Origin of the sequence: Bradyrhizobium guangxiense, from assembly GCF_004114915.1 — a bacterium.
Classification (GTDB): Bacteria; Pseudomonadota; Alphaproteobacteria; order Rhizobiales; family Xanthobacteraceae; genus Bradyrhizobium; species Bradyrhizobium guangxiense.
The window spans coordinates 1,574,070-1,590,532 of sequence record NZ_CP022219.1 but is presented as its reverse complement, the minus strand read 5'-3'; the positions used below and the strand labels follow the sequence as shown (position 1 = coordinate 1,590,532).

Annotated in this window: 13 protein-coding genes; 7 read left to right on the top strand and 6 right to left on the bottom strand. The window is 65.9% G+C overall.

The features are described 5' to 3' along the window. The first annotated feature begins 9 nt into the window (after positions 1 to 9). From X268_RS07580 to soxA, 6 genes are read left to right on the top strand one after another with little or no spacing between them, the layout of a single operon-like run. On the top strand, positions 10 to 2,196 hold the full coding sequence (locus X268_RS07580; RefSeq protein WP_128924349.1) for a xanthine dehydrogenase family protein molybdopterin-binding subunit: 2,187 nt from the start codon (positions 10 to 12) through the stop codon (positions 2,194 to 2,196). Positions 2,197 to 2,242: 46 nt separating this feature from the next. Then, positions 2,243 to 3,526: an NAD(P)/FAD-dependent oxidoreductase gene (locus X268_RS07575; RefSeq protein ID WP_128929185.1), complete on the top strand. Its 1,284-nt coding sequence runs from the start codon at positions 2,243 to 2,245 to the stop codon at positions 3,524 to 3,526. Next, positions 3,519 to 3,971 carry a sulfur oxidation c-type cytochrome SoxX gene (soxX, locus tag X268_RS07570; protein WP_128924348.1) on the top strand — a complete coding sequence of 151 codons (453 nt, stop codon included), beginning with the start codon at positions 3,519 to 3,521 and terminating at the stop codon, positions 3,969 to 3,971. Before X268_RS07575 ends, soxX begins: the two co-directional genes overlap by 8 nt. A gap of 8 nt (positions 3,972 to 3,979) precedes the next feature. Then, entirely contained in the window at positions 3,980 to 4,447 is a 468-nt protein-coding gene (locus tag X268_RS07565; RefSeq protein WP_128924347.1) for a SoxY-related AACIE arm protein, read from the top strand. Beyond that, the gene (gene soxZ, locus X268_RS07560) at positions 4,447 to 4,764 is read left to right on the top strand and encodes a thiosulfate oxidation carrier complex protein SoxZ (protein WP_128924346.1); all 318 of its coding nucleotides are present in this window, start codon (positions 4,447 to 4,449) and stop codon (positions 4,762 to 4,764) included. The genes X268_RS07565 and soxZ overlap by 1 nt, the downstream gene beginning before the upstream one ends. Further along, entirely contained in the window at positions 4,761 to 5,540 is a 780-nt protein-coding gene (gene soxA / locus X268_RS07555) for a sulfur oxidation c-type cytochrome SoxA (RefSeq protein WP_164937599.1), read from the top strand. The genes soxZ and soxA overlap by 4 nt, the downstream gene beginning before the upstream one ends. Before the next feature lie 53 nt (positions 5,541 to 5,593). Here the strand turns inward: soxA and X268_RS07550 are convergent, their stop codons facing one another. The 3 genes from X268_RS07550 to X268_RS07540 form a co-directional block, all read right to left on the bottom strand. Beyond that, a complete protein-coding gene (locus X268_RS07550) occupies positions 5,594 to 7,261 on the bottom strand; it encodes a regulator (RefSeq protein WP_128924344.1) in 1,668 nt (555 codons plus the stop codon). 10 nt (positions 7,262 to 7,271) lie between these two features. After that, the gene (locus X268_RS07545; protein WP_128924343.1) at positions 7,272 to 7,970 is read right to left on the bottom strand and encodes a cysteine hydrolase family protein; all 699 of its coding nucleotides are present in this window, start codon (positions 7,968 to 7,970) and stop codon (positions 7,272 to 7,274) included. Positions 7,971 to 8,273: 303 nt separating this feature from the next. Further along, entirely contained in the window at positions 8,274 to 9,227 is a 954-nt protein-coding gene (locus X268_RS07540) for a hypothetical protein (RefSeq protein ID WP_128924342.1), read from the bottom strand. 163 nt (positions 9,228 to 9,390) lie between these two features. On the opposite strand from X268_RS07540, the gene X268_RS07535 reads away from it, so the two are divergent. Beyond that, entirely contained in the window at positions 9,391 to 12,867 is a 3,477-nt protein-coding gene (locus X268_RS07535; protein ID WP_128924341.1) for an indolepyruvate ferredoxin oxidoreductase family protein, read from the top strand. A gap of 192 nt (positions 12,868 to 13,059) precedes the next feature. Here X268_RS07535 and X268_RS07530 read toward each other — a convergent pair whose 3' ends face one another. The 3 genes from X268_RS07530 to X268_RS07520 form a co-directional block, all read right to left on the bottom strand. Then, positions 13,060 to 14,787, bottom strand: coding sequence for an FAD-dependent oxidoreductase (locus X268_RS07530; RefSeq protein WP_128924340.1), 1,728 nt, complete (start codon positions 14,785 to 14,787; stop codon positions 13,060 to 13,062). 108 nt (positions 14,788 to 14,895) lie between these two features. Next, complete coding sequence (locus tag X268_RS07525; RefSeq protein ID WP_128924339.1) at positions 14,896 to 15,921, bottom strand: S1C family serine protease; 1,026 nt, start codon at positions 15,919 to 15,921, stop codon at positions 14,896 to 14,898. A 92-nt stretch (positions 15,922 to 16,013) separates the two neighbouring features. Beyond that, on the bottom strand, positions 16,014 to 16,463 hold the full coding sequence (locus X268_RS07520) for a hypothetical protein (protein ID WP_128924338.1): 450 nt from the start codon (positions 16,461 to 16,463) through the stop codon (positions 16,014 to 16,016).

Sequence of the window (16,463 nt, the reverse complement as noted above, 5' to 3'; positions counted from 1 at the left end):
GCCGCCCTCATGAACAAGCATGTTTCTCCCAGGATGAACCGCCGTGCCTTCGTAATCGGCAGCGCCACGCTCGGCGCCGGTCTCGCCATCGGCCTCGACATCCCCTTCGGCGGACCCACCGCGGCCCGCGCCGCCGACGGCTCGCCCGAGATCGGCGCCTGGGTCGTGGTCAGGCCCGACGACACCGTGGTGATCCGCATTGCCCGCTCCGAGATGGGCCAGGGCTCGCTCACCGGCCTCGCCCAGCTCGTCGCCGAGGAGCTCGAATGCGACTGGACCAAGGTCACGACCGAATATCCGACGCCGGGTCAGAGCGTCGCCCGCAAGCGCGTCTGGGGCGATTTCTCCACCGGCGGCAGCCGCGGCATCCGTTCCTCGCAGGACTATGTCCGCAAGGGCGGCGCCACCGCGCGCGTGATGCTGATCCAGGCGGCCGCCGACGCCTGGAAGGTGCCGGCCTCCGAATGCACGGCCGCGAACAGCGTCATCACCCATACGCCGTCGGGCCGGACCACGACCTACGGCAAGGTCGCCGAAGCCGCGGCCAAGCTGACGCCGCCGGCCGAGGTCAAGCTGAAGGACCCAAAGGACTGGAAGCTGATCGGCAAGGGTGTGAAGCGGCTCGACACTGTCGACAAGACCAATGGCGCCATGATCTACGGCGTCGACGTCAAGCTGCCGGGCATGCTGAACGCCGCGATCAAGGACTGCCCGGTGTTCGGCGGCAAGCTGAAGAGCTTCGACGACGCCAAAATCGCCGGCATGAAAGGCGTCAAGAAGGTCGTCAGGGTCGGCGACACCGCAGTCGCCGTGGTCGCCGACACCTGGTGGCACGCCAAGACCGCGCTGGAAGCGCTCCCGATCGTCTGGGACGAAGGCGACAATGCCAAGGTCTCCAGCGAGTCGATTGCGAAATGGCTGGCCGAGGGCCTCGACAATTCGCAGCCGGCCTATGTCGGCAACAAGAACGGTGACGCCAAGGCGGCGATTGCGAGCGCGGCCAAGAAGGTCGAGGCCGTCTACTCCTATCCCTACCAGAACCACGCCACGATGGAGCCGATGAACGCCACCGCGCTCTACACGGCGGACAAATGCGAGGTCTGGTGCGGCACGCAGAACGGCGAAGCGGCATTCGCGGCGGTGCTGGAGGCCTCCGGCCTGCCGGCCGAGAAGTGCGACGTGCACAAGGTGATGCTCGGAGGCGGCTTCGGCCGGCGCGGCCAGACCGACTATGTCCGCCAGGCCGTGATCATCGCTAAGCAGATGCCGGGCACGCCGGTCAAGCTGCTGTGGTCGCGCGAAGAGGACATGGCGCACGGCAGGTATCATCCGATCACCCAGTGCAAGATGACCGGCGCGTTCGATGCCAACAACAATCTGGTCGCGCTGCACTACCGCCTGTCCGGGCAATCGATCCTGTTCTCGCTCCGCCCCGAAGCGCTGCAGAACGGCATGGACCCGGCCGCCTTCCAGGGCGTCGCCCAATCCGGCGAGGCCGCGTTCGGCTATTCGGTGCCGAACCTGTTGATCGAGCATGCGATGCGCAACCCGCACGTTCCGCCGGGCTTCTGGCGCGGCGTCAACGTCAATCACAATGCGATCTACATGGAGTGCTTCATGGACGAGCTGGCCCAGGCCGTAGGCCAGGACCCGCTCGAATTCCGTCGCAAGCTGATGGGCAACCATCCCAAGCATCTGGCGGTGCTCAATGCGGTCGCCGAGAAGATCGGCTGGGACCAGCCGGCGCCTCAGGGCGTCTATCGCGGCATCGCTCAGGTCATGGGCTATGGCAGCTATGTGGCCGGCGCCGCCGAGATCTCGGTGACCGACGGCAACAAGATCAAGGTGCATCGCATCGTCGCCTCCACCGATCCCGGCTACGTCGTCAATCCGGCGCAGGTGGAGCGTCAGATCGCGGGCTCCTTCGTCTATGGCCTCTCCGCGCTGTTCTATGGCGGCTGCACCGTCAAGGACGGCAAGATCGAGCAAACCAACTTCGACACCTACAATTCGATGCGCATCAACGAGATGCCGAAGGTGGAATCGGTGATGGTGCCGAGCGGAGGGTTCTGGGGCGGCGTCGGCGAGCCCACCATCGGCGTTGCCGCGCCGGCGGTGCTCAATGCGTACTTCGCCGCGACCGGCAGGCGCATCCGCTCGGTGCCGCTGCGCGACCAGAACATCACCTTTGCTTAAGGCAACATGCTGCGGCGGCGAGCAATTGCCGCCGCAGCCGTTTCAGATGCGCTCGATGACCACGCGCCCGATGACACGGCGGAATGCCGTGTTCGGCATCACCCTGACGGCCGCGACACTAGCGCGGCCGTCGATTACGCGTGCGCAATCCACCGGACGTGTCGTCGTGGTCGGCGGCGGCTTTGGCGGCGCGGCTTGCGCCCGCGCGCTGAAGCGCGCGCAGGCAGACTTGCAGATCATCCTGATCGAGCCCAACGCGATCTTCACCTCGTGTCCCTTCAGCAACGAGGTGATCGCGGGCCTGCGCGACATCGAAGCGCAACATTTCGGCTACGACAAGATCGCCGCCGCTGGCATCACCGTGATCGCCCAGGCCGCGACCACGATCGAGCCGCAGCGACGGAGCGTTATGACGGCCGACGGCGTTGCGCTGCCCTACGATCGCCTCGTGCTCTCGCCCGGCATCGACTTTCACCTTGAAGCCCTGCCCGGCTATGACGAGGCCGCAGCGCAGAAGATGCCGCATGCCTGGAAGGCCGGCGCGCAGACCTTGCTGCTGCGCCGGCAATTGGAGGCGATGGAAGACGGCGGCACGGTCGCCATCGCCATCCCGGCCAATCCCTCGCGCTGCCCGCCGGCGCCTTACGAGCGCGCCAGCCTGATCGCGCATTATCTGAAGACGAACAAGCCTCGCTCGAAAGTTCTGATCCTCGATGCCAAGGATAGTTTCTCCCAGCAGCGGCTGTTCGAGACGGCGTGGAAGGAGCTCTACGGCGACATGATCGAGCGCATCGCGCTGTCGCAAGGCGGCCGCGTCACGTCGGTCGATCCCGCGACCAGAACCATCATCACCGAGTTCGGCAACTACACGCCCAATGTTGCCAATATCATCCCGCAGCAACGTGCCGGACGCATCGCCGAGACCGCGGGCGCCGCGGATGCGACCGGCTGGGGCCCGATCGATCCCGTGACCTTCGAATCGAAACTCGTCAAGAACATCCACGTCATCGGCGATGCCTGCCTCGGCGGCAGCATTCCCAAATCCGCGGCAACCGCGAGCGCACAGGGCAAGGCTTGCGCGGCGGCCATCGTGAATCTCCTCGCCGGCCGCGCGCCGGAATCGCCTCGGCTGACCGGCGTCTGCTACAACATTGTCGCGCCCGACTACGGCTTCTCCCTCGCCGGCAATTACCAGCCAAAAGGCGATATCTTCGCCGAGGTCGAAGGCGGTGCGACCAGTCCGGTCGATGCGCCGCGCGAACTGCGGATGCGCGAGGCGACTGAGGCGGAACGCTGGTTTCAAACCATCACGGCGGACACCTTTGGCTAAGGCATCTATCCATATCGCTGCGCTGATCAGTGCCACTCTCGCGATCGCCTGCACTGCGCGCGCGAACGAGCTCGTGCCCTACACGATCGTCGACGATGGCATTCCGGCCTCGCTCACCGGCACGCCCGGCGATGCCGCGCGCGGACGCGCGCTGGTGCTCGCGCGCACGACGACCTGCATCCTCTGCCATTCCGGGCCCTTTCCGGAGACGCGGTTCCAAGGCGATCTCGCGCCCGATCTCAGCGGCGCCGGGAACCGATGGATGGTGAGCCAGTTGCGGCTTCGACTGGTCGATGCCTCGCGATTCAACGCGGACACCATCATGCCGTCCTATTATCGCAACGACGGCCTCGTGCGGGTGGGACGCAATTTTGCCGGCAAGCCGATCTTGTCGGCCGGGGAGATCGAGGACATTGTGGCCTTTCTTGCAACGCTTCGCGACTAGGACTGTTCATGCCAACCACGCGACGACAATTCCTGAGCCTCGCCGCTGGCGTCACTGCCGCCGGGACGCTGCCTATCGTCACCTTGCGTCCGCTTCAGGCAACGCCGGCGATGCTCAATGGCGCGATCCGCAACCTCGTCGGCGAAGCACCTGTTCGCACCGGCAGGGTGAAGCTCGACATTCCGCCGCTGGTCGAGAACGGCAATACGGTGCCGATGACGGTGAGCGTTGCAAGCCCGATGACGGCTGACGACCACGTCAAGAGCATCCACGTCTTCAACGAGAAGAACCCGCAGCCGAACATCGGCAATTTCTATCTCGGCCCCTCGTCCGGCCGCCCTCAGGTCTCGACTCGGATCCGGCTCGCCGACACCCAGAAGGTGGTCGCGATCGCGCGCCTGTCCGACGACACGTTCTGGCAGGTTTCCGCCGAAATCGTCGTGACGCTGGCCGCATGCACCGAGGAGATGAACTGATGGCCGCGCTCATCAATGTTCCCGCCAAGGCCAGGCGCGGCGACGTCATCGAGATCCGCGCGCTGACCTCGCACATCATGGAAACAGGGTTCCGCCACACCGCGGACGGCAAGCTCGTGCCACGCGACATCATCACGAGCTTCCCCTGCCGCTACAACGGCGCCGAGATCTTTCGCGCCGATCTCTTCCCTGCCATCGCGGCTAATCCTTATCTGTCATTCTTCACGGTCGCCAAGGAAAGCGGCAAGTTCGAGTTCGAGTGGATCGGCGACAACGGCTATTCGTCAACTGCGTCGGCATCGATCACGGTCGAATGAGCGTTTGGCGCGCGATAGCAGCGGCGGCCCTGTTCGCCGCGGCCCCTGCCCTGCTCGCCGGTGAAATCCCGCCCGGTGCGCGCCGGTCCGGCTATTCCTTCATGGGGCCCGACACGCGCGCGATGCAGGACGACGACACCTCCAACCCAGGCATGCTGTTCGTGCTCGATGGCGAGCAGCTGTGGGGCAGGAAAACCGGCAGCACGGAGAAGGCCTGCGCGGATTGCCATGGCGATGCCCGCAGCAGCATGAAGGGCATCGCGGCACGTTATCCCGCCTTCGACAAGGCGCTGGGGCGCCCCGTTACGCTCGATCAGCGCATCAATCTCTGCCGAGCCGATCATCAGCAGGCAGCGCCGCTGCCTTACGAGAGCCGCGACCTCCTGGCGCTCTCGGCTTACATCGCGCACCAGTCGCGCGGCTTTCCGATCACCGCTGGCGACGATCCGCAGGTAAGACCGTTCGTCGAGCAAGGCCGCGACCTCTTCATGCAGCGCGAGGGCCAGCTCAACCTCGCCTGCACCAATTGTCACGACGACAATTTCGACAAGCGCCTCGCGGGTGCGCCGATCACGCAGGGACAGCCGACCGGCTATCCGCTCTACCGCCTGGAATGGCAGACGCTGGGTTCGCTCCAGCGGCGCCTACGCAGCTGCATGAGCGGCGTGCGCGCCCAGGCCTATGATTACGGCTCGCCCGAGCTGGTCGCGCTCGAGCTCTATCTGATGTCGCGGGCGCACGGCCTTCCGATGGAGACGCCGGCAGTGCGGCCCTGAGACGAAAGCGGCCGGCACAGGCCGGCCGCATCGCTGAAGTCCCAGGCTATTGCCTATTCCGCCGGCGCGGCCGACATCTCCGGATGCGCGGCGTAGTGTTCGCCGGTGCCGAGCTTGCTGGCCGCGAACAGGCCGGCAGCCATCGCGGCATAGGCCAGCGCGACGGCGGGCGTGACGCCAAATCCGCCGCCGATGCCGACAGCCTCGCCATGCATGAAGCCGAAATAGGTGAGCACGGCACCGACCAGGGCAAAGGCCGAGGCCTTCTCGAAATCGCGCTCGATGATGAACACCCCGATCGCGCCCAGGATGAGGCCACCGAGGATGGAGCCGCCGCCCATCACCTCCAGGCCGTGGTAGAATACGCCCTGCTGCGGCAGCGCGGCGATCGCGGCGGCCTTCACCGCGTCGGCCTTGTCGGCGGCCATGCCGCCGACGGCTGCCGCCGCATTCATGGTGGAGCCGAGCATGGTGTCGATCTGCAGCTTGGCCCAGGCGGCGAGGTGCGGCGTCAGCGCCAGCACGATCGCAGGTGCGTGCTTGACCGGCGTGGTCTGAAACGCCTGAGCGCCGATTAGCATGCCGATGTAGAGCAGGATCGGCGAGATCGCGACCACGGGCACGAGGGCCAGCAGCACCGAGATGATGCCGAACCAGGCCAGCACGATCACCATGATGCCGGTTGCCGCGGAGTAACCGATGCGCCCGCCCATCGCCTTCCAGCCGGGATGGCCGATATAGACGGCGTTGATGAAGGGATTGCCCATCAGGCAGCCGATCAGGCTGACGACGCCGTCGGCGGTGAGCACGCGCGTGGTGGGATATTCGTCGCCGGCCGCTTCCGCGCTCTCGACATTGTCCATGGCCTCGACGAGGTCGTAGATGCCGAACGGAATGGCGGTAACGAGAATGATGCCGAGGAATTCGAAGCCGGAGAAGACGTAGCCCACGGCGGGAAGCGGCACCGAGAAGCCGAAATTGGCAAACGCTGCGCCGACGCCTTTGAGACTCAAGCCGCCGAGGCCAAGCCCGAACAGGTTCGACCCCCAGGCGATGATCATGCCGGCAGCGATGGCGATGAGGCCTGCAGGAATGCCGCGCGGATATTTCACGCCGCCGAACCAGCTCACCAGGATGATGGCGAAGCAGACCAGTCCGATCTGCGGCGTCATGTACATTTCCAGCGCCGGCCGCATCGAGATGAAGGTGACGGAGACACCCGCAAGCGTGCCGAGCAGCGCCGCGCGCGGCGTGATCTTGCGGATGAACGGCGCGATGAAGCCGCCGATCATCAGGATGAAGCTCTGGAAGAACACCCAGACCAGGCCCGCCGACCATCCCTTGAGCGGATCACCGGTCTTGAGGGTGATCGGCAGCATGATCACGAAGGTGACGATGAACATGTGCGGCACGCTGACGCCCGAAGGCAGCGCGCAGACATCGCTGCGCCCGGTCTTCTGGGCGAGGCGATAGGCGAGATAGGCGTAATAGAAGGTCGAGAGGCACATCATCAGCCCGAGCGCGGGCAGGATACGGCCGAACACCAGGCTGTCAGGCATCTTCAAGACGAAGCGCAGGAGACCCGTGAGCACCAGCATGTTGACGAGGATGTTGGTGCCGAAGCCGAAAAACGCGTTCCAGTCGCCCGATGTCCATAATGCCGGCTTAAAAGCGGACTTATTCAGATCAGAACTGCCGGCCGTCCCCGTCAATGTGCTCATGATAACACCCCTATGTGGTCGAAACCTTCATTGCCTCCAGAACTGCGGCTGAATCCGCGACCCAGCCGAAGATGCCGCCCTGGGCCTTGATCATCTTCAGGCCCATCTCGTGAAACTCGGGGAAATAGGACGCGCAGCCGTCCGACATGACGACGCAGCGGTAGCCGCGGTCGTTGGCCTCGCGCACGGTGGTGTTGACGCACACTTCGGTGGTGACGCCGCACACCAGCAAATTCTCGATGCCGTATTTCTCCAGGACGTCGCCGAGCTCGGTGGCGTAGAACGCCCCCTTGCCTGGCTTGTCGATCACGATCTCGCTGTCGAGCGGATAGAGCTCGGAGATGATGTCGTGCCCGGCTTCGCCGCGGATGAGAATGCGGCCCATCGGGCCGGGATCGCCGATGCGAAGGCTCGGCGCGCCGCGCTCGATCTTCGCCGGCGGCGCATCGGAGAGATCGGGCAGATGGCCCTCGCGGGTATGGATCACCAGCATGCCGGTGTCGCGCGCGGCCGTCAGCACCGCACCGATCGGCTTCACCGCGCGCGCAAGCTGGCTGACGTCGTTGCCCAACGTCTCGCCAAAGCCGCCGGGCTCCATGAAGTCGCGCTGCATGTCGATGATCAGAAGCGCGGTGGCGGACCAGTCGAGCTTGATCGGCTCGGGCTCGGCGCTGATGACGCCCATTGTCGGCTTGCTCAAGTCCAGCATGACGCCCGCCCCTCGCGAGAACTGTGCCAAGAGTTCTGCAAGCGCCGTGCCATTGTGTACAATTGCGATGGCGGGCGGGCGGCGAAGGAATTTGTTGTCGCGTCAGAAGGTTACGCCGGCGATCGGCGTCTGCTCATTCCCTGTGCGGCGGCTTTGCGACGTGCATTTGCTTAAAGGATAAGCGGCTTCCGCCGTCATTCCGGGGCGCGCGTAGCGCGAGCCCGGAATCCATTTCACCGCGGACTCTGCCGCGCCATGGATTCCGGGCTCGACGCTTCGCGTCGCCCCGGAATGACGAGGAGACTACCGCCCTGCCCCATACAGCCGCCGATACTCCTCCTCATACGGCGCATACGAGTCCTTCAGCGTCGCCATGTTGAGCAGCATGGTCGCCACCACCGTGCCCGTCTTGTCGAACGCGCGCGTCTTGGCCCAGGCGCTTTCGGTGCGCCGGCTGCCGGAGAGCGCGACCACCTCGCGCTCGATCTCGTATTCCTCGTCGACGAAGAGCGGTCCCTTCACCAGGCGGATCTCCTGGTCGGCAAACAGGCCAACGGCCGGGCCCTTGGCCGGCAGCGGATCGTCCTTAGAGCGGTACTGAAACAGCACGCTTAGCATCTCTATCGGGATGATGGGCTTGCCCCACGGATTGTCCGCGGCTGAGTAATAGGGCGAGTTCTCGGTGATGACGGCGAGCTTCTGCCAAAGGGAGAACGGATAGAGGTCGCCCATGGTCTGGTCGAACGCCATGCGCACCGCCTGCCGCTTGCCGGTCTGCGCCACCTTGACGTCGCGCAGGATCACGGGGTCGGTGAGCGGCTTGAGCTCGGCAAGACGGGCCTCCAGCGCTGTCGCCGCATGGGGCTCACCGACGGAGGCGGTGCCGCGCAGCACCTCGGTGCCGTCGCGCTTCACCATCTGGATCTGGCACTGGCTTGTCCCCGGCAGCGGCTTCGACAGGATCGCCTGCACTTCCTCGCCCTCATAGCAGACGCTGCGGTAGTGCGCGGACAGGCAGCCGCTCTCGAACCAGGCGTGACCCCACAGGCGCGCACCGAGCGGAGCGAACTGGCTAAAATGGGTCGGGCCCTCGATGGTGCCGCCCTTGAAGCCGAGCTTCTGCGCGGTGGCGTCATCGTGGATGGATGCGTGCGCGTCGTAGGTTTGCGCTTGCAGCATCTGACGGGGCTGGCGCCATGGTCCGATCAGGGCCTCGGCTGTCTCCGTGATTTTGGTGTCGAATGCGTTTGCAGCCATGATGTCCTCCGCAGGCAAGCCATGACTAGCAGGAGCGCCACGGATGCGGCCAGCGATATTGACTTCGCTGGCCCATGCCTTTGACTGTCACAATTCGCGTCGCGCCGCCGCGATCCCTCCCGCAGCGCAAACCTCCCACCGTACGAAAGACGAGGACTCCCGAATGACGTTGTTGCAGGTCGAGCTGGACGACAAATACCGGCTCGAATCGAAGCGGATCTTCCTGTCCGGCACGCAGGCCCTGGTTCGATTGCCCATGCTGCAGCGCGAGCGTGACCGGCTGCAGGGACTCAATACCGGCGGGGTCATCTCGGGCTATCGCGGTTCCCCGCTCGGCATGTACGACCACGCGCTGTGGCGGGCGAAGTCGCACCTCGCGCAGCACGACATCGCCTTCGTTCCCGGCCTGAACGAGGACCTGGCGGCGACCGCGGTCTGGGGCAGCCAGCAGGTCGGCCTGTTTCCCGGCGCCAAGGTCGATGGCGTGTTCGGCATCTGGTACGGCAAGGGCCCGGGCGTCGACCGCTCGGTCGACGCACTCAAGCATGCCAACGCCGCCGGCACCTCGCGCAACGGCGGCGTGCTGGCGCTTGCCGGCGACGATCACGGCTGCCAGTCCTCGACGCTGGCGCATCAGAGCGAGCAGGTGTTCGCGGCGGCGCTGATCCCCGTGATCAATCCCGCAACGCTGCAGGACTATCTTGATCTCGGCCTCTACGGCTTCGCGCTATCGCGCTTCTCCGGCTGCTGGGTCGGGTTCAAGGCGATCAGCGAGACCGTCGAGAGCTCGGCGTCCATCTACAGCGACCCTGAACGCATCAAGATCGTGCTCCCGGATGATTTCGATATGCCGCCCGGCGGCCTCAACATCCGCTGGCCCGATCCGCCGCTCGAAGCCGAAAAGCGCCTGTTCGGCCCGAAGATGGCAGCGGTGCAGGCCTTCGCCCGCGCCAACCAGCTCGACCGCATCGTGCTCGATTCCAGGCCGGCGCGGCTCGGCATTGTCGCGACCGGCAAGGCCTATCTCGATCTGCGGCAGGCGCTGGCCGACCTTGGCATCACCGACAAGGACGCGCAGGACCTCGGCTTGCGCATCTACAAGGTCGCGCTGACCTGGCCGCTGGAGGAAAGCGGCGCCAAGCACTTCGCCGAAGGCTTGCAGGATATCCTCGTGGTCGAGGAGAAGCGCGGCTTCATCGAAGACCAGCTGATGCGCATTCTCTACAATGTCGATGCCTCCAGGCGCCCCACCGTCACGGGTAAGCGCGACGAGCGCGGCGCACCGCTGTTGCCCAGCGAGGGCGAGCTAACGCCGACCATCGTCGCCGCCGCGCTGGTGGCACGCTTGCGCAAGCTCGGGCATCACAGCCCGGTGCTGGAGCAGCGCCTTGCCCGGCTCGAGGCCTTCGACAATCCCGTGACCACCAGCGCGCCGATCAAGCTCGCGCGCACGCCGTTCTTCTGCTCGGGTTGCCCGCACAACACCTCGACGCGCGTGCCGGAGGGCAGCCGCGCCATGGCCGGCATCGGCTGCCACGGCATGGCCTTGAGCATGCCGACCCGCCGCACCGATCTGATCTCGCATATGGGTGCGGAGGGCGTGAACTGGATCGGCCAGTCGCCCTTCACGAACGAGACGCACATCTTCCAGAATCTCGGCGACGGCACCTATACCCATTCCGGGCTGCTCGCCCTCCGCGCGGCCTCGGCCGCCGGCATCAACATCACCTACAAGATCCTCTACAACGACGCCGTCGCCATGACCGGCGGCCAGCCGGCCGAAGGTGCCTTCAACGTCGCCCAGATCGCGCATCAGGTCTGGGCCGAGGGCGTCAAGCGGCTCGCGATCGTCTCGGACGATCCCGCCAAGTACCCGCAAGGCAATTACTTCCCGCAAGGCGCGACCGTCCATCACCGCCGCGAGCTCGACGCCGTGCAGCGCGAGTTGCGCGACATCAAGGGCCTCACCGTCATCATCTACGACCAGCCCTGCGCCGCGGAAAAGCGCCGCCGCCGCAAGCGCGGCCTCTATCCCGATCCCGCCAAGCGCGCCTTCATCAACGAGCTGGTCTGCGAAGGCTGCGGCGACTGCTCGCAGGCCTCCAACTGCGTCTCGGTGCAGCCGCTGGAAACCGAGTTCGGCCGCAAGCGGCAGATCGACCAGTCGAACTGCAACAAGGACTTTTCCTGCGTCGAGGGCTTTTGCCCGAGCTTTGTCACCGTCCATGGCGGTTCGCTCAAGCGCATGAAGACCTCGGCGGTCGATTCCGGCCAGCTGTTCGCCGATTTGCCGCTGCCGCCGGCGCGTGAGCTCGAGGGCCCCTACAACATTCTCGTCACCGGCATCGGCGGCACCGGCGTCATCACCATCGGCGCGCTGCTGGGCATGGCCGCCCATGTCGACGGCCGCGGCTGCTCGGCGCTCGACTTCACCGGCCTGTCGCAGAAGAACGGCGCGGTGATGAGCCACGTCCGCATCGCACGGAGGCCGGAGGACATTTCCGCCGTGCGCATCACCACCGGCGGGGCCGACGTGATCCTCGGCTGCGACATGATCGTCTCGGCCGGCCCGACCGCGCTCAGCCGCGCCGAGCGCGGCGTGACCAAGGCCTATATCAACGCCGATTTGCAGCCGACCGCGAGCTTCGTGCAGAATCCCGATCTCGATTTCGAGATGGGCGCGATGCAGACCGTGCTGCGCGACGCCGTCGGCGACAAGAATCTCGATATCATCGACGCCACTGGCATTGCCGCGGCGCTGATGGGCGATTCCATCGCGACCAATCCCTTCATGCTCGGTTTTGCCTTCCAGAAGGGCGCGATCCCGCTGTCGTTGGAGGCCCTGCTCCGCGCCATCGAGATCAACGGCGCCGCCATCGAGATGAACAAGCTCGCTTTCACCTGGGGGCGTCTCGCCGCCCACGACATGTCGCGGGTGCGCAGCGTGCTGCAGTTCAAGAGCCGGGCGTCTGCGCCGACCAGATCGCTCGACGATATCATCGCGACCCGCGCCGAATTCCTGACCTCCTATCAGGACAAGGCCTATGCCGATCGCTACCTCGCGGCCGTTGCCAAGGTGCGCAAGGCGGAGAACGCCGTCTCGCCCGCGTCCACGGAGCTGACCGAGGCCGTCGCGAAGAACCTGTTCAAGCTGATGTCCTACAAGGACGAGTACGAGGTCGCGCGGCTCTACACCGACGGCAGCTTCGCGAAGAAAGTGTCGGAGAAATTCGACGGCGACTTCACGCTGAAGTACCACCTGGCGCCGCCGATCTTCGCGAAGCGCGACAAGGCGACCGGACGGCTCCAGAAGCAGGAGTTCGGCGGCTGGATGATCCACGCCTTCCGCGTGCTCGCCAAGCTCAAGTTCCTGCGCGGCAGCGCGTTCGATCCGTTCGGCCGCACCGAGGAGCGCCGCACCGAGCGGAAACTCGTTTCTGACTATCTCGACATGATCGATCTGCGGATCACAAGCTTGAAGGCGGAGCAGATCCCGCTGCTCGCACGGCTCGCCCGCGTGCCGGAAACCATCCGCGGCTTCGGCCACGTCAAGGAAGCCAACGTCAAGCTGGCCGCGGCGGAGAAAGCGCGGCTGGAAGCGGAGCTTGAGAACAGCCGCTTTGCGGCGGCCGCGGAGTAGCGGTTGGGCTCCCTCCAAGTCATTGCGAGGAGCTCGCGACAAAATTGCGCAGCAATTTTGCGCTGATGCGACGAAGCAATCCAGACCGCCTCCATGGAGGGATCTCTGGATTGCTTCGCGGAGCCCGTCATCGGGCCGCGCTTCGCGCGGACCTGGTGGCTCGCAATGACGCGGATATAGCGGGCACAACAATCAGACAGCCGTCTTCGTGGCACCCGGCATTGTCGCCACGCTCCCCTCCGCCAGATGCCTTCCCGCGATATACCCGAACGTCAGCGCCGGCCCGAGGGCGATGCCTGGCCCCGGACAATTCCCGTTCATGATCGAGCCCATGTCGTTGCCGCAGGCATAGAGACCGGCGATCGGCGTGCCATCGGCGCGCAGCACGCGGGACTGCGCGTCGACCTTCATGCCGATCGCCGTGCCGAGATCGGCTGGATGGATCCGCATTGCGAAGAACGGCGCGCGCGTGATCGGCGCGATGCAGGGATTGGGCTTGTGGCTGATGTCGCCGAAATGGCGCTGATAGATCGTGCTGCCGCGACCGAATTCCGGATCGCGCCCCTCCTTCGCGCCTTCGTTGTAGCTCGCAAGCGTCGCCGTCAGCACAGAGGGCTTGGCGTCGATCTTCGCCGCCAACTGCGCGATATCGGGGGCTTCGACAAGTTCGCCGCTCGCCATATAGGGCCGCACACTGCGCGTGAATGGCTTGATACGGCCGAGACCATAGCTCCACAGGAACCGGCAGTCGCAGATCAGATGGAACGGCCGGTCCGGCTCGCCATTGCCGTCACGGAGCATGGCGAGCACGAAGTCGTGGTAGGACAGCGCCTCGTTCACGAAGCGTCGTCCGGCCGCGTTGACGGCGATCACGCCGGGTTTGGCGCGGTCGCACACCGTGTGCGGGAACACGCCACGGCTGCCGTCGGCCCTGCGGAATAGCGAGGCCGGCGCCCAATAGGCCGGACTGGTCGCATCCGTGTTGAGCGCGGCACCGGCCTCGGCCGCGAGTCGAAGTCCGTCCCCGGTGCTGGAGGTGTTGGTCGCCGAGACAGGTCGCGCTGCCGCAGGGAAGAAGCGCTTGCGCAACACGGCATCGTGCGAAAAGCCGCCGGTCGCCAGCACCACGCCGCGGCGCGCGGCGATCGGGCGGTCGCGGGAACCATGACGGATCACGACGCCGCTGACGCGGTCGCCCTGCATCGAGAGGTCCTGGACATCGGCGCTAAAGAGAATCTCAACGTGCTGCGCCAGCAGCGAGGCGTATAGGCGCGCGGCAAGTGCGTTGCCGAGATGCAGCGTGGTCCCACGCGGGCTTCGCAGCCGTTGCAGCGCATACGCCGCAACCAGCCGCGCCGCGCGCAAGGTCGAGCGCAGCGATTTTCCGACGCTGCGAAAATGCGGAATGTCGAGACGATTGATCATCATCCCGCCGAACAGCGTGAACTCCGGCAGCGGCGGCCGCAATCGCGCAAAAGCCCGACCAAGCCGCGTGCCGTCGAAGACAACCGGCTCAAGCACGCGACCGCCGGCCGTCGCTCCCAGTCGTTCCGGATAATGATCCGGCGAGGCCTTCACCGGCTGAAGCCGCACCTCGGTGTTGGCTTCGAGCCAGGCGATCGCCTCGGGTCCGCGCGCGAGGAAGGCGGCGCGGAGGCCGGCATTGGCAGGCTCGGGCACCGTGCTCGACAGATATTGGACGGCGTCTGCGACGCTGTCGGAGAGCCCTGCCGCCTTCATCTTGGCATTGGCAGGAATCCACACCATGCCGCCGGACCAGGCGGTGGTGCCACCGACGAACGCGGTCTTCTCGATCACCAGCACGCGCAGGCCTCCGGCAGCGGCCACCGCCGCCGCCGTCATGCCACCGGCACCGGCACCGATGACGATGACATCGTAGGTCTCATGCGCCGGCATCATGCGGCGAACTCCGGAAGCGAGGCATGACATTGTCATACCTCGCCTCGCCGGCCCAGCGCTCTACTTTTTACACGATCTTACCGGAAAACCGCTTCGCACGTTTCCGGATCATGCGCTGCGCTGCGGCTTGCGCTCGATCGGGTCGATGTCGATCGTTCGCAGGCGGCGGAGCCGCAGCACGTCCATGGCGAACCGCCGGCCGATCCGGTCGCGGTCGAGCACGCGGATCAGATCGTCGACACCGTTGATCTCGACGCCATCGAGCCTGATCACGACGTCGCCGGGCAGCAGGCCAGCCTTCGCCGCCGGACCGTCCGGCTCGATCTGCATCAGCAGCGCGCCCATCTTGTTCTCGACGCCGGCGAGCACCGCGTGCCGCCGCGGGACCGGCGCGGTCTGTCCGGCAACGCCGATATAGGCGCGGCGGACATAGCCATGGCGGATGATCTCCGACAGTACGAATTGCGCGGTGTTGCTGGCGACCGCGAAGCAGATGCCTTGCGCACCGTTGATGATGGCGGTGTTGATGCCGATCACCTCGGCATGCGACGACGCCAGCGGCCCGCCGGAATTGCCGGGGTTGAGCGCGGCATCGGTCTGGATCACGTCCTCGATGGTGCGCCCGCTCACCGAGCGGATCGAACGTCCGAGCGCGGAGACCACGCCGGCAGTCACGGTCGATTCGAAGCCGAGCGGATTGCCGATGGCGATCACGAGCTGGCCGCGCCGCAACGTCTTGGAATTGCCGAGCGCGGCATAGGGCAGATGGCGCGCGCCGTTGGCGCGCAGCAGCGCCAGATCGGTGTTGGGATCGACACCGAGCACCTGGGCCTCGCCGACATGGCCCTCGACGTCGCGCAGCCGGATCTCCTTCGACGTGCCGACCACGTGGCTGTTGGTGAGAACGAGTCCGTCCGGCGAGATCACGATGCCCGAGCCGAGCCCGCCGCGCTCGCGTCTCTCAGGCACCTTTGGTCCGGTCTCGACCCGCACGACCGCAGGACCGACGCGGTCGGTCACGTCGATCACGGCATTGGAATAGGCGTCCAGCAGCGCCCGGTCGTCGACCGGGGCAGACGCCATCGTTCGCGATGACGGTGCGTCATCGACGATATCTGAGGTGAAGTCCAACATGGCAAAAGTCCTTGAAGGCTCACACAGATGGTGGCCTGTTCCCTGCCGCGCAAGATGCCCGCCCGTCCGGCAGGGCTGGACTGCCCAGATGGCTAGGTCGCCCGCCTCAGCGAGCCGCCTCTTGCCTTGACCGGGTCGAGCAGTGTCCAGTCGCCGTCCGGAAGCACATGCCCCCTGGGAAACGGCGCGCGCAGCTCGAGCCCCAGCGAGCGCAGCACGCGGTCGTCACGATAGTAGCATTGCAGCACCACGCGGACGAGCGTCGCGGCAGGTACGCCGCCCGCCTTGCGGAGCTGCTGGGCAACGCCCGCTCGCGCGGCCGGCTCGAGGTCGGCAAGCGGCATGCCGGCAAGCCGCGCCAGATGATCGAGCGCCGCCGCAACCGGCCTGGTGTCGCGGCCAAGCGTTGCGAGGATGTCGGCCTGGATGATCTCGTCATCTGCACCCGGCACGTTGTATTCCTCGCTCGCCGGAATGATCATCGCGGCGATGGTGCGGAGGTCATCGCGCTGCCGCGGCGTGAGGGTCAGTTGCTCGGACAT

Bases quoted from the DNA above. Each gene is read 5' to 3' on its own strand.
- X268_RS07540 (WP_128924342.1), bottom strand. From the start codon at position 9,227: ATGGCTGCAAACGCATTCGACACCAAAATCACGGAGACAGCCGAGGCC.
- X268_RS07575 (WP_128929185.1), top strand. From the start codon at position 2,243: ATGCGCTCGATGACCACGCGCCCGATGACACGGCGGAATGCCGTGTTC.
- X268_RS07545 (WP_128924343.1), bottom strand. From the start codon at position 7,970: ATGCTGGACTTGAGCAAGCCGACAATGGGCGTCATCAGCGCCGAGCCC.
- X268_RS07565 (WP_128924347.1), top strand. From the start codon at position 3,980: ATGCCAACCACGCGACGACAATTCCTGAGCCTCGCCGCTGGCGTCACT.
- X268_RS07525 (WP_128924339.1), bottom strand. From the start codon at position 15,921: ATGTTGGACTTCACCTCAGATATCGTCGATGACGCACCGTCATCGCGA.
- X268_RS07580 (WP_128924349.1), top strand. From the start codon at position 10: ATGAACAAGCATGTTTCTCCCAGGATGAACCGCCGTGCCTTCGTAATC.
- soxA (WP_164937599.1), top strand. From the start codon at position 4,761: ATGAGCGTTTGGCGCGCGATAGCAGCGGCGGCCCTGTTCGCCGCGGCC.
- X268_RS07520 (WP_128924338.1), bottom strand. From the start codon at position 16,463: ATGTCCGAGCAACTGACCCTCACGCCGCGGCAGCGCGATGACCTCCGC.
- X268_RS07550 (WP_128924344.1), bottom strand. From the start codon at position 7,261: ATGAGCACATTGACGGGGACGGCCGGCAGTTCTGATCTGAATAAGTCC.
- X268_RS07535 (WP_128924341.1), top strand. From the start codon at position 9,391: ATGACGTTGTTGCAGGTCGAGCTGGACGACAAATACCGGCTCGAATCG.
- soxZ (WP_128924346.1), top strand. From the start codon at position 4,447: ATGGCCGCGCTCATCAATGTTCCCGCCAAGGCCAGGCGCGGCGACGTC.
- X268_RS07530 (WP_128924340.1), bottom strand. From the start codon at position 14,787: ATGATGCCGGCGCATGAGACCTACGATGTCATCGTCATCGGTGCCGGT.